The 12,900-nt window shown below is 68.5% G+C and carries 13 protein-coding genes; 2 read left to right on the top strand and 11 right to left on the bottom strand.

What is annotated here, in order from left to right; all coding sequences use genetic code 11:
- Positions 1-3 precede the first annotated feature (3 nt).
- From QRN16_RS16315 to QRN16_RS16340, 6 genes are all read right to left on the bottom strand, one after another.
- Positions 4-786: a TauD/TfdA dioxygenase family protein gene (locus QRN16_RS16315; RefSeq protein ID WP_285188291.1), complete on the bottom strand. Its 783-nt coding sequence runs from the start codon at positions 784-786 to the stop codon at positions 4-6.
- A complete protein-coding gene (locus tag QRN16_RS16320; protein ID WP_285188294.1) occupies positions 783-1,868 on the bottom strand; it encodes an ATP-binding protein in 1,086 nt (361 codons plus the stop codon). Before QRN16_RS16320 ends, QRN16_RS16315 begins: the two co-directional genes overlap by 4 nt.
- Positions 1,861-3,153, bottom strand: coding sequence for an ATP-grasp domain-containing protein (locus QRN16_RS16325; protein WP_285188298.1), 1,293 nt, complete (start codon positions 3,151-3,153; stop codon positions 1,861-1,863). The genes QRN16_RS16320 and QRN16_RS16325 overlap by 8 nt, the downstream gene beginning before the upstream one ends.
- Positions 3,150-3,944: an O-methyltransferase gene (locus tag QRN16_RS16330; RefSeq protein ID WP_285188300.1), complete on the bottom strand. Its 795-nt coding sequence runs from the start codon at positions 3,942-3,944 to the stop codon at positions 3,150-3,152. The genes QRN16_RS16325 and QRN16_RS16330 overlap by 4 nt, the downstream gene beginning before the upstream one ends.
- Positions 3,937-5,178 (bottom strand): sedoheptulose 7-phosphate cyclase, encoded by a 1,242-nt coding sequence (locus QRN16_RS16335; RefSeq protein WP_027504001.1) that lies wholly within the window; start codon positions 5,176-5,178, stop codon positions 3,937-3,939. The genes QRN16_RS16330 and QRN16_RS16335 overlap by 8 nt, the downstream gene beginning before the upstream one ends.
- Positions 5,179-5,281: 103 nt before the next feature.
- Positions 5,282-5,953, bottom strand: a complete 672-nt coding sequence (locus tag QRN16_RS16340) for an HAD-IA family hydrolase (protein ID WP_027504000.1) — start codon at positions 5,951-5,953, stop codon at positions 5,282-5,284.
- Between the two features lie 253 nt (positions 5,954-6,206).
- Here QRN16_RS16340 and QRN16_RS16345 point away from each other — a divergent pair, with 253 nt between their 5' ends.
- Complete coding sequence (locus QRN16_RS16345; protein WP_285188304.1) at positions 6,207-6,848, top strand: TetR/AcrR family transcriptional regulator; 642 nt, start codon at positions 6,207-6,209, stop codon at positions 6,846-6,848.
- Between the two features lies 1 nt (position 6,849).
- Here the strand turns inward: QRN16_RS16345 and QRN16_RS16350 are convergent, their stop codons facing one another.
- The 5 genes from QRN16_RS16350 to QRN16_RS16370 form a co-directional block, all read right to left on the bottom strand.
- The gene (locus QRN16_RS16350; protein WP_027503999.1) at positions 6,850-7,068 is read right to left on the bottom strand and encodes a hypothetical protein; all 219 of its coding nucleotides are present in this window, start codon (positions 7,066-7,068) and stop codon (positions 6,850-6,852) included.
- Positions 7,069-7,174: 106 nt separating this feature from the next.
- Complete coding sequence (locus QRN16_RS16355; RefSeq protein ID WP_051612942.1) at positions 7,175-7,813, bottom strand: TetR/AcrR family transcriptional regulator; 639 nt, start codon at positions 7,811-7,813, stop codon at positions 7,175-7,177.
- 8 nt (positions 7,814-7,821) lie between these two features.
- Entirely contained in the window at positions 7,822-8,973 is a 1,152-nt protein-coding gene (locus QRN16_RS16360) for a GGDEF domain-containing protein (protein ID WP_222627519.1), read from the bottom strand.
- Positions 8,974-9,054: 81 nt separating this feature from the next.
- Positions 9,055-9,933, bottom strand: coding sequence for an SDR family NAD(P)-dependent oxidoreductase (locus QRN16_RS16365; protein ID WP_285188312.1), 879 nt, complete (start codon positions 9,931-9,933; stop codon positions 9,055-9,057).
- Positions 9,930-11,414, bottom strand: coding sequence for a flavin-containing monooxygenase (locus QRN16_RS16370; RefSeq protein WP_285188314.1), 1,485 nt, complete (start codon positions 11,412-11,414; stop codon positions 9,930-9,932). The genes QRN16_RS16365 and QRN16_RS16370 overlap by 4 nt, the downstream gene beginning before the upstream one ends.
- A 126-nt stretch (positions 11,415-11,540) precedes the next feature.
- Here QRN16_RS16370 and QRN16_RS16375 point away from each other — a divergent pair, with 126 nt between their 5' ends.
- Positions 11,541-12,896, top strand: a complete 1,356-nt coding sequence (locus QRN16_RS16375) for an NADH:flavin oxidoreductase/NADH oxidase family protein (RefSeq protein WP_285188316.1) — start codon at positions 11,541-11,543, stop codon at positions 12,894-12,896.
- Positions 12,897-12,900: the final 4 nt, after the last annotated feature.

The following is a 12,900-nucleotide window of genomic DNA, read 5'->3' on the forward strand; positions in this document are numbered from 1 at the left end:
GCCTCAGGAGCGAGCGCGACCGTCGGTTGCCATCCCGCGGTGCATCACCCGGTCGCCCACCACTCCGCTGTGGTCGGCCCGGTGCATGACGCACCGGTTGTCCCACAAGACGACGTCGCCCGGCTGCCACGTGTGCCGGTGCACGTTGTCCTCGGCGGTGGAGTGGTCGTAGAGGAACCGGACGGTCTCGGCGGTCTCGTCGGGCGACATTCCGCTGATCGACGCGCATCGCGCGGGAGTCGACAGGTAGAGCGAGCGCCGTCCGCTGATCGGATGGGTCGCCACGAGCGGATGCACTGCGGACGACTCGGCATCGTCGGCGAGATCGAGACCGGTCACGACGTGCGTGAGCGTGCGGTCGACGAGCTCGTCGCGAAGGTCGTCGGGCAGTGTGTCCCACGCGCGGTACTGGTTGCTGAAGACGGTCTGTCCTCCCTCCGACGGCACGGTGACCGCACGGAGCGAGGTGTACGCCGGTGGGTGTGCCACATAGCTCGTGTCCACGTGGAAGGTGGAGCGCGGCGTCGTCGTCCGGCCGACATTGCTGATGACGTTGAGATCCGGGTGTCCGGGGACCGGTGTCTCGCCCTCGGTGAACACGAGGTCGCCGAACGCACGGAGGAACTCGGTGAAACGGTCGTCGTCGAGCGACTGCCCCCGGAAGACGACGACGCCGTGATCTGCTGCGAGGCGGCGTGTCTCGTCGATTCCCGCCGCACCGAGGTCCTCCACCCGGACGTCCTCGACGAGTGCGCCGACGGATTCGAGGGTGGTGTGTCGCATCATCGTGCTCCTTCGATCGAGAGTTCGCGCAGTCCTGCGGCGAACAGGTCCTCGAGAGGTATTCCCGCGGCCGCGGCCATCACCGCGACCACGCTGCCCCGCGCATAGGAGCAGTACAGGCCGGCCTCGAGAAACCACGGTCGACCATCGGGGTCCACCCGGAAGTCGAAGAGGCTGTAGTGCCGGCACCCCAGCGCTCGGTGGCACTCGAGGGCCACCGCGTGGATCCGCTCGGTGATCGGATCGTCCTCGGGGACGATCCACGCCTTCGTGGCGTTCTTGGCCACCAGGTACAGCGCCCCGTCCTCGTCGCGGGACAACTTGTCCTCGCGTGTGCGGATCGGCCGATCGTCCGCGTCCACGGCGTACTCCTCGAGCGGCAGGCACACCGGTTCACCGTCCACCACGACGATGCCGCAGCGCACCTCGCGTCCCAACTCGACGTAGCGCTCCACCAGCACCCGGCGGGAGAACCGCGCAGCGTCCGCGAACGCGTCGGTGTACTCGTCAGGAGTGCGCGCGAGCGACACCCCCACCGAGTTGTCGGAGTCCACCGGCTTGACGACCACCGGTAACGGGACGGGCGACCGCGTGCCTGACCGTGGTGCGTCCGGGGGCACGACGACGACGTGGCCCTCCGGCACCGGAACGCCCGCCGCAGCGACCACCGCTCGGGTCAGCGCCTTGTCCGCCGCGAGTGCCATCACGTCGGCGGTGTTGCCCAGCAGAGCGAGACCCACGACGTCGACCAGCGCCCGGTAGGACGTCATGCCGGGCAGGCAGAACATCTGCGGCACGACGACGTCGACACCCAGAGCCTCGATGTGACGCAGCGCGTCCGCGAGCGACAGAGGCGGAGCCGCCGCCACCGCGTCGTCGGTGAGATCGACCGGGAAGCGCCACGTGCGGTCGGGCGAGACCAGTGCGACGTGGAACTCGTACCGTGCGGGATCGGCGAGCGCGGACAGCGCGTCCGAGGCGTACACCCGCGACAGGTCCGAGTGGAACTCGTCCTCGGCGGACCCCGCGAGGTGCAGCACGGTCACCCGTGCGGTCGGGTGGACGAAAGCCGTGTCGTCAGTCACCGCCGGCCTCCACGAGTTTGCCGATGTTGAAGTCGATGCGGCTCCACGAGCGACCGGCGCGAAGGTTCGCCCAGATCAGCGACGGCATGTGGAGGTGGTGAAGCATGAAGTAGGGCAACGGATCCCACCGCGTGAACACCGCGTCCTTCCCGGTGGCGATGGTGCGTGCGCGGGCGAGGCGGCCAGGCTGGGTGAGCAGCCGCCAGATCTCGTGGTAGATCCAGTAGGTCGGCCGGGCGGACGGGAGCGGCGTGATGACGGGGTGCCCGTCGTCGAGGTACGCAGCCGCCACGTCCGGGTGATCGTGGAACATGGTGATGGCCGAATGCGTTCGCGGATTGCACTCGATGGCGTAGGCGTGGCCGTCCGCCGCCTCGATGAAGTCGAAGGACACCTGGCCCGTGAGCCCGAGCTCGCCGACGAAATGCTCCACCCACGACCGGATCTCGGGCTTGTCCACCATGGCGTAGTTGATCTGGAACGCCGACGACTCGCAGCACCCGTACACCTGCACGCGCCCGTTGCGGACAGTCGAGTGGGTGCAGTACTCCTGACCTGTGACGAACTCCTGCATGATCCACGGATCCTCGTCCGAGATGTCGAGCCCGGAGATGAACGCGGCATTCGCCGCGCGGTCCCGTCCCGTCAACGGCGTGAGGTCCATACGACCCACCGGGTTGTACGCGATGCGCTTGAGGATGTAGGTACGGCCGTCGGGGAAGTCGAAGTCCTCGACCTGCCGACGGTCGGTGACGAGGTGTGATTCCGGCACGCGCAGACCGAGCGACTCCGCGACCTTCGAGAACTGCACCTTGTCGTCGAGCATGCGCACGGTGGCCGAGTCGACGTGGACGACGTCGCACCGCCCGTCGAGCAGACGACCGACCTCGGCGTCCGGCACGCTGGACGCCGGACTCGACACCGGCACGAACACGTCCGCTCTCTCGCTCAGCACGATGTCGGCGATCGCGCGCGCATATCCGGGTTCCGACGCCTCGGGGACGGTGTGGAACACGTCCACCGCTCGGGAGAACCGATGCGCGGTGTACCGGTACTTGGCCGATTCGACCAGTACCACCCGGTGGCCGGCGCCGTGGAACGATCTCGCGAGTTGCAGCGCCTTGGTCATCTTGCCGCCGTTGATCACGACCGTCCTACGCCGTGCGGCAGGCGAACCGGGTGCCGTGCGCGGTCGGGCGAGCGCCGCCAGGACGGGCACGAGGTCGAGCGGGGCGCTGACGAGCGAGCCGGCGAGGACCGCCACGGACCGGCCGACGCTCGTCACGACGCGCTCGATCGACGGATGAGCGTCAGTCCGTCCCGCAGCGGGACCAGGACCTGCTCGACGCGGGAGTCCGCCGCCACGGCGCGATTGAACTCCGCGATGGCGGAACCGTTGTCCGACATGGCCGTACCGAGGTACGGCTCGGCCTGCAGGAGTGTGTTGTCGACGGCGACCACGGCGTCCGGCGTCAGCAGCTCGGAGTCGAGAAGCGCCGTCAGGTATCCGAGGTACCCGGCCTTGTCGGCGTCGATGAACACCAGGTCGAACCGGCGTCCCTCGTCGGCGAGACGGGTGAGGGACTCCGCCGCAGGACCGACGAGAATCTCGATCGCGTCACCTGCCGGCGACGCGTCGAAGCACTGTCGGGCGAACGCCGCGACGGGTTCGTCCAGTTCACAGGCGACGATGCTTCCGCCGGGTGGAAGTGCTTCGGCCATGGCGAGAGCCGAGTACCCCGTGAACATGCCGATCTCGAGGACCGACGTGGCGCGGGTCATCCGCACGAGGAAGTCGAGGAAACGTCCCTCGACGTGGCCGGACAGCATCTCCTGCTCGAGCGCGCTGCCGGACCATTCCGCGGATCGGGTGCGTGCGGCCAGATCCGCGAGAGCGGGTGATTCCGGGGTGGTGCACTCGTCCAGGTACGGGTCGAGGCCCGCGATCACGTCACGCGCACGCCGAGCGCGGCCGAGAACGGCTGCCGGGACCCCGAGGTCGTCGAGGTCCCGGCACAGCTCCGTCAGCTCGGCCGCGGCGATGGTGGTCGGTGTGACCGGCCGTGCATCACTCATCGTGGGACGAACCGACCGCGACCTCCGGTTGCGGCGCGGTGAACATGTCCACGCCGTCGCCGTCGCGGTCGTGCTCGAGGCAGATCTTCTTGTGCAGGGTGAGCGTGTCCGACAGCTCGTCGACGGTCACGTCGTTCAGGAATTCGCAGGACCCGATGGGCGCCGGCACCGCCGCGCGGAGAATCCCGTCTCGGGTCTTGAGGATGGACGACGTGGCCTCGGCGAGCAGGTCGGCCGTCAGGTACGAGCTGTCGAGCGCGAGCCCGATCCCGCTCATGACGCCGAGCACGCGGTCGCGGTCGTCGGCCGTGATGTGGCCGCGCTGCTCCGCGAGGGTGGTGGACAGCGCCATGTCGATGTTGATGGCGTGTCCGTGGAAGAACGGCGCGGGCGGGGTGAGCTCGAGCGTCGGACTCCAGGTGTGGCCGAAAGCGATCACGCGATCGAGGTCGATCTCGTGGAGGTTGGGCGCTTCCAGGTCCAGCATGGTCGCGATGGCCTTGTAGGTGAGGCGGTCGGCGATCTCGCGCAGTTCCGCGGTGCCGTCGAGGTGACCGAAACGCGTCGCGAGCAGCTCCGGGCCGTGCTTCTCGAGCATCTCGAAGATCTCGAGATTGCCCACGACGGAGATCTTGATGAGTTCCGCCATGCCGTTGCGGACCTGGTCCTCCGGCAGGGTGCCCAGGAAACTGAAGTCCAGCAACACCTTCTGTGAGGCGTGGTACGCGCCCAGACGGTTCTTGTGCTTGCCGTAGTTGACGGCGACCTTGATGCTGACGCTGGCGTCGATGAGACCGATCAGCGTCGTGGGGATGCGGATGTACGGCGTGTTCCGGCGGTAGCTGGCGCACGCGAAGCCGGCGACGTCCGTCGTGAGTCCGCCGCCGACGACCAGGACGGGCTCGGTGCGCACCAGGCCGAAGCGATCGAACTCGCCCACGATCCGCTCGAAGGTCTCGATCGACTTCGCCGTCTCGCGGATCTGCACCGGGACGATGGTCAGCGCGATGTCGTGATGGCGGAAATAGGTGTGGATCGCGTCGCCGTACAGCGCGAGGACGCTGTCGTCCACCACCATCAGGCAGCGGCCGTACGGCCGGTAGCTGTCCGCGAGCTCGGTGTTCGCGGTGTCGAAGACGCCGTCGACGTACACGAGGTCGTATTCGATCTTCTCGTATCCCTCGACGTGGAAGGTGCGATCGTCTGCGGTGACACGTGCCTGGAGGTTGCTCACTACTTCTCTCCCGAGGAAAACGGTTCGCGAGCATCGCGCTCGACGGGTGAACCGGGGTTGGCGTGGATGTGACTCGACAGGGTGTGGAGTCGACCGGTGAAGGTCACTGTCGAGCCGTCACCAGAGATTCGATGCGAGCGGGGTCGAGGGATTCGACCGTCTCCGATGCCGAGGAGAAGTCGCTGCCGGCCGTGTTCTCGTTCGGGAACGCGACGCAGGTGATGTCGGCTGCGGCTGCGGCGGCCACACCACCGGCGTTGTCCTCGATCGCGACGCAAGCGGAGGGCTGTTCGCCCAGCTTGTCGAGGGCGAAGGCGTAGGACGCGGGGTCGGGCTTGCCCTGCTCGACGTCGTCCGCGTCGACGAGGACGTCGAAGGAGTCGCGAGTGACCTCGGGGGACAGCGCCTCGAGCACGGCGTCGACGTTCTCCTTCGACGTGGTCGTGACGAAGCCGAGCTTGGCGCCCGACTTCTTCGCCGCGGCGATGGTGTCCACGACGCCGGGTCGCGGGCTCACACCGGCCGAGGAGAGGAGGGACCGGAAGATCTCCGACTTGGTCGCGTGCACCGCGGAGGCGTCGACCTCGACGCCCTCGGACGCCGCGAAGTCCTCGATCCGGTTCGCGCCGCCGTTGGACCCGAGCATGGACCGGTAATCGTCGCGTGACCAGTTCCAGTCGAGCCCGTGCGAGGAGAACGCCTCGTTGAAGGCGCGTCGCTGGAGCTCGGACGTGTCGGCGAGAGTGCTGATGGAGCCGAAGAGGATGGCAGACATCGGTGTCCTTCCGTGGACCGGCCCGACGCTGTGCTGCGCCGAGGCCCGAGGCGACGGATGACCCGTCGCGAATGATGGTGGGGGAGTTCGCGGTCGAAATGCCGTGCACGAAGCTGGTCCAACAGTACAGTAATGAACATTTAGTTCAATAGGTCTGTACCCGATATTCGCGTAACTTCAACCCTCGAACTTCGATGCCAGAATTTCGAAGCCCGACTTTCGAAGCACAGCGACCGAGGAGGTGAGTGACGCGATGAGTGATACCCCGTCGGACGAGAACGGAATCGGAACAGAGCCCGACGCCGTGGCAGAGGACGCCCGCGTCGCTCGCACTCGCGCGGACGTCTCGCGCGCCGCGCTCGAGGTGCTGACAGGCGAGGGGTGGGAGGCGGTGACCCACGCGCACGTCGCACGGGTGGCCGGTTACTCCAAGACCACGCTGTACACGCACTGGCCGTCCCGTTCCGACCTGCTCACCATGGCTCTCGAGGCGATCGGCGACATGCCGCATCACGACCTGGTCGGCGACGTCCGCACGGACCTGATCGGTGAGCTGCGGATGCTCCGTGACGCCATCGCCACCCAGCGCCTCGATCGCGTGCTCATGGCCATGGCGCAGTGGGGGGCCACCGTCGCCGAGATCGGCCGGGTGCGCCGCCGCATCGTCGACGACGGCGAGAAGCACACTCGGCAGATGCTCGGTGCGGTGATCCAGGGCCCGGAGCTCGAGGCGGCGGTGTCCATGCTGTCCGGCTCCGTTATCTGCCCGACGCTGATGTACGGGACGCTGCCCGACGATGCCACCATCGAGGCCGCCGTCGACGTCCTCCTTCGGGGCATCGATCTTCGGGGCAACGAACTTCGGGGCAACGAACTTCGGGGCAACGAACGCTGACTCAGCGGCTGCTGTGCACCAGGTCGGCCAGGGACTGCCGCGACTGCGCGGACTCGGCCAGTGCCGCCGTCAGTTCCTCCCATGCGCGCTGGACGCGGAGTTCGTCGTGGGCGAGACGTGCGCGGGCGCGAGCCACGCGCCGGTGCTCGGCGTCGCGGGTGAAGGTCGCGTGTTCCTGCCGTCGGACGAGCAGGAACACGTCGGGATCGGTGGGATACATGCGTGCGTCCTCGAGTCGTGGTCGGTTCGATGTCGGCCGGCCTCCGGCCTTCCCGGTGGTCGGTTCGCACCACTGAAACACCCGAGGGGGGACCGCGTCGACCGAATTACTCGGGCTCGGCCGCACCGACCACCGCGGCGAGGAACCGGGCGGTCCCGTGAACGAGATCGGTTCTGTCCGCTCGGTATCCGTCCATGAGCCAGGTCATGGCGGTGTGGCTGATGCCGCCGACAGCGGCGGTGGCCAACCTGTCGAGGGAACTACCGACGGCAATGTCCGGCGTGTGGCGACCGAGGAGCCCCACCATCAGCTCACCGAATCCGTGCATCGTGTCGAGATACGTGCGGTCCACCCGTGGGCTCACCCCCAGCACCTCGAGCCACACGATCCGTGCGAGCTCACGGTCCTCCACGGCGCGGAAGAAGCCGTCGAGGCCGTGACGCGAGAGCGTCAGCGGGTCCGTCCCGGCGGGCAGGTCGTCGACCGCCGCCGTGGTGGATCGGGTCAGTGTGGCGATGCACTCGCGGTACACCTCGACCAGGAGGTCCTCGAGAGTGGGGAACAGCTCGTAGAAGTAGCGATCGGCGACGTGCGCGTCACGACAGATGCCGCGCACCGTCGACGCTCGGAAACCCACCGATCCGAAGGACGCGCGCCCCGCGTCGAGCAGTTGGCGCCGGCGACGAGCCGTGCGCTCCTCGGCGCTCTCCCCGCCGTAGGTACGTGCGGGCGATGGATCGGTCACCCCACCATTCAACCGGTCGACGCGAGACCGCGCGCCGTTCCCCCGTCCACGGCGACGCAGTGCCCACCCGATCGCTTGGCCCGGTACATCGCGGTGTCGCCCCGATCGACGAGTTCGGTGAGTGTGGCCGACAGGCGCCGGCGATCGTGCAGCAGGGTGGTCGTGCTCGCCATCGCGAGCCCGACACTCGCGGTGACCGCCGGCCCCGGGATCCTCTCCGCCACCGCGTCGCGGACGGCGCGGGCGGCCCGCAACGCCGCGAGTGCGTCGTCGTACAGATCGAAGACGAGGAACTCCTCGCCGCCGTGGCGTGTGACCACGGCGGCGGATCCGGCCGCGCGCACCAGGCTCTGTCCGACGCGCACCAGCACCTCGTCGCCGACGTTGTGCCCGAATTCGTCGTTGATCGCCTTGAACTTGTCGAGGTCGAGCACGATCACGGCGGCCACCGGGTGGGCAGCGGCGGCGCGGGTGGTCGTGGAACGCATGTCGTCGGCGAGAAGCATCAGTCGCGACTCGAGCCCCCGGCGGTTGCTGAGGCCGGTGAGCGGATCGGTCAACGACTTGTCCGCGTCGACGCGGATGAGATGGACACCCAGTTCGATCACGATGGGGACCACCACGCCGACGACACTCAGCATGATCGCCTTGGCGGCGGCGATCGCCAGGTCGTACTCGGGGTCGAGCGCGACCTTGACGGCGAGCACCGCGATGGTGAATGCGCACCACACGACGTGCGCGAGTAACACCCGTGGCCCCAGCAGGAAGGTCGCGTAGGTCCCGAGGAGCACCAGCAGACCGGCACCGCTCAAGCCGGCGAGCGAGCTCGAGTCGAGGAAGCAGACCACGGCGATGGCGACATCGGCGTAGGCGAAGAAGACGACCGATTCGCGGAAGGACGGCCAGTGCGCCACGTTCCAGCGCACGGCCCAGCCGATTCCACCCACGATGGTGACGACGACGACGGCTCGATCCGCGAGACCCTGGGCTCCGGACGGCGATCCGAGCGACAGGACAGCGATGGCCGTGACGACGAGGGTGAGGCAGGAGATCAGGCCGCGCATCCATCGCGCGAGGCCGCGCGACTCCACGAAGAGCCGCAACTGCTGCGTGTCACGCTGGGCGGACCAGCATTCCCGGAGCAGGGCGGCGAGCATCATGCATCGGAACGATACCCGTGATAACAGACACTGTCGGTACTAATCACCAGTGTGCGGGTCACAAACGGGGAAATAGCCGAATCAGGGCCGGCGGCGTTCGAGCCGCGCGACGAGCGTCCGGATCGTCCGGTCCTTCTCCAGTACGACATCGGACAGCGGGTTCGCGATCCCGCGCATCGCCGAATAGGCCCGCCACCGTCCCGGAAGCTGGATCCGTGCTGCTCGTCGCTCGATACCGTCCACCGCTCCCGCCGCGAGAGCCTCGGGGGAGATGGGCGTGAGAAGGGGTGCGGGGAAGGCTCGCGCCACCAGAGCGGTCGCGATGTCGTCGGCGCCGAAGGCCACGTCCGCGATGGGGGTCGCGACCCACCCCGGGTACAGGACTCCCGCGGTCGCGCCCGTGTGAGCGAGCTCGGCACGCAGGGCGCGACCGATCTGCTCCACCGCGGCCTTGGTCGCGGCGTACGGAGCGTTCGCCAGGCCGTTGAGATAGGCGTAGGTCGACGACGTGATCAGCACGTGGCCGCGGGCGGCGACGATGTCCGGCAGTGTCGCCCGGATCGTGTTCCACACGCCGTTCAGGTTGACCGAGACGACACGCTCGAAGACCCCGTCGGGAACGGTCGCCACGGTGTACGCGGTGTCGCCGCTCGAGATGCCCGCGTTGGCGTGCACCACGTCGATCCCGCCGAACCGGTCGTGGACAGAGGCGACGGCCGCACGGAGTTCGTCGGGAGACGTCACGTCCACGCGGAGGGCGATCGCCCGGTCGCCCAGGGCACGAGCGACGCCGTCGACGGACGGAGCGACGTCGAGCAGCGCGACCGCGGCGCCGCGGGAGACGAGTTCGCGTGCGACGGCGGATCCGATGCCGCCGCCGGCCCCCGTCACGACGGCCACGCGCCCGTCGAGGCGGAGCCGCGGGGATCTCCGGAACATGCCCGTGGTGCCGGAGGTCATGACGCTGCCACTCTCTCGGTGTCGGTCGACGCGGGCCGCAGGACGTGGTCGTCGTCCCGGAACGAGCCGGCCAGTCTGCGGTAGGTGAAGCTGAAGCCGGGGAACATGGCGATCACGCGTCCGGACGCGGACTTGTACCAGCTCGTGCAGCCACCGTTCTGCCACACCGTGCGTGTCATCTCGTCGTGGATCATCGCGGTGTAGCGCTCCTCGGCGGCGCGGGTGACCTCCACCGTGCGCGACGACGTCCGCCGAGCGTGCTCGATGGCCGACATGATGTACCGCATCTGGGCCTCGATGACGAAGATGGCGCTCGTGTGGCCGATCCCGGTGTTCGGTCCGGTGACGATGAACAGGTTCGGGAAGTCGGGGACGGTCGTGCCCAGATAGGCCCTCGGGTAGTCGGACCACACGTCGCGGAGCGCGGTGCCGTCCCGGCCGATGACCGGGTAGGAGATGACGCCGTCGGTGGCGTCGTATCCGGTGGACCACACGATCACGTCGAGGGGGATCTCGCGCCCCGTCGCGGTGGTGATGCCGGTGGGGGTGACTTCGGCGATGCCGTCGTCACGGTCGTGGAGCGTCGTGTTCGCGGAGCTGATGGCGGGATACAGCGTGTTGGACAGGATGATCCGCTTGCACCCGATCGTGTAGTCCGGTGTCAGCCTGGCCCGGAGATCGGGGTCCGCCACCTGGTCGCGGAGCAGATTCCGTGCGTGACGCTCGGCGAACAGCCAGAGGCCGACCTTCGAGTACTTGAAGCCGATGATCCGGGCCTCGAGCTTCCAGTAGATGGCCGCGCGCAGTGCTCGACGCACGAAGCCCACCCGCAGGGCACGGCGTTCCCAGGGTCGAAACTTCCGATCGGGTCGGGGCATCACCCAGTGCGGGGACCGCTGGAAGACGTGGAGCTCACCCACCTCGGGCTGAACGGCCGGGATGATCTGCGCCGCGCTCGCGCCACTGCCGACGATGGCGACACGCGCGCCGGCGAGGGGGACGTCGTGGTCCCACGCGTTGGTGTGGAACTGGGCGCCCGCGAAACTCTCGCGACCCGGGAAAGCCGGAACGACAGGCGTGCTGAGCGGCCCGGTCGCGTTGACCACGAACTGCGCACGATAGTCACCCGCTGTGGTCGTGACGTGCCAGGAGTCGGCGACCCACTCGATGCGCTTCACCTCGGCGCCGAGCACGGTGAGATCGTCGAGACCGTGCTTGTCCACGACGTGGCGGGTGTAGTCCTCGAGTTCGCTCTGCACCGCGAACATCTGCGACCAGTCGTACGGCTCGGACGCGATCGAGTAGAGCGGGCTCTGCACGTCGACGGCCGCTCCGGGGTAGGAGTTCTGCCGCCAGGTTCCGCCGGCGAACTCGCGTCGTTCCAGGACGACGATGTCGTCGATGCCGCGACGCAGCAGTTCGATGGCGGCGCACTGCCCACCGAACCCGCTGCCGATGATGACGACCGTGACGCTGCGCATCGCGCTCCCGAGTGGTGGGGCGCCCGTTCACGGACACCGCGGCAAGTGATGACAGCTATCATCACACCACATCTGGTGTACTCCGGGGAACGGATCCACCCACCCATTCACCCGACGAGGGGTTCCATGCCTGACGTGTCGCTGTCCGCACCGCTGACGTTGCCCAACGGACAGGTCCTGCCGAACCGGATCATGAAGTCCGCGCTCAGCGAAGCGCTGGGTACCCGTGACAACGCCCCGGACGAGAGACTGTCGCGTCTCTACCGCCGCTGGGGCGACGGTGGCTACGGGCTCCTCGTCACCGGGAACGTCATGGTCGACCACCGGCATCTGGGCGAGCCCGGCAACGTCGCGGTCGAGGACCGACGGGACATGGATGCCCTGTCCCGCTGGGCGAAGACGGCGCAGGACGGCGGCACGCCGATCTGGATGCAGATCAACCATCCCGGCAGGCAGGGCAACCCGGTGACGACGGTCGGCGGCACCCTGGCCCCGTCCGCGGTGGGCCTGGACATCCCCGGGATCCCGGCGCCCCGCGCGGCCAGCGGCGCGGAGATCGAGGACATCCTGTCGCGGTTCGCGACGACGGCCGCGGTGGCCGAGGAGGCGGGGTTCGACGGAGTGCAGATCCACGCCGCCCACGGTTATCTCGTCAGCCAGTTCCTCTCGCCCCTGACGAATCTGCGGACCGACGAGTGGGGCGGCGACATCGAGGGGCGCGCGCGTTTCCTGCTCGAGGTGGTGCGACGAGTACGCGCCGCCGTCTCCCCGGGCTTCGCCGTCGGCATCAAGCTCAACTCGGCGGACTTCCAGCGCGGCGGTTTCAGCGAGGACGAGTCCCGCGAGGTGGTCTCGATGATCGGTGATCTGCCGGTCGATCTCATCGAGATCAGCGGCGGCAGCTACGAGTCGCCCGCGATGATGGGCACCGCGGTGTCGGCCGGTACGGCGTCGCGCGAGGCGTACTTCCTCGACTACGCCGTCACGGTGCGCGACCTCGCTCCCCACATCCCGCTCGCCGTGACCGGTGGGTTCCGCACGCGCGACGGAATGTCGGACGCGGTGCGGTCCGGTGCGTGTCAGATGGTGGGACTCGGCCGCCCGACCGCCGTCCTGCCCGGAGCGGCACGGGACGTTCTCGACGGCACCGTCAGCGCACTGCCCAGCCCGTCCATCTCCGTTCCGGTGCCGGCCCGCTTCGCGACCCACCGCTCGGTCCGGTCGCTGGGGGGGCTGCTCGATCTGCAGTGGCACACCGATCAGTTGCATCTGATGGGTGCCGGCAAGGATCCGGATCCGGATCGGCCCGTGGCGAAGACGATGCTGTCGTCGTTGCAGCGCAACGGGATCGACGCTTTCACCGCGGCGCGGCGAGGATCCGGTGGCGGTGCGAGCTCCCCCGTGGGGACGGTGTTCGCGCTCGCACGCCATCGGATCCTCGATCCCGCCGTCCGGCTCGTTCGGTCACGCACCGGACGCTGATCGG

The sequence above is a fragment of the Rhodococcus sp. MEB041 genome (genome assembly GCF_030208955.1).
Lineage (GTDB): Bacteria > Actinomycetota > Actinomycetes > Mycobacteriales > Mycobacteriaceae > Rhodococcoides.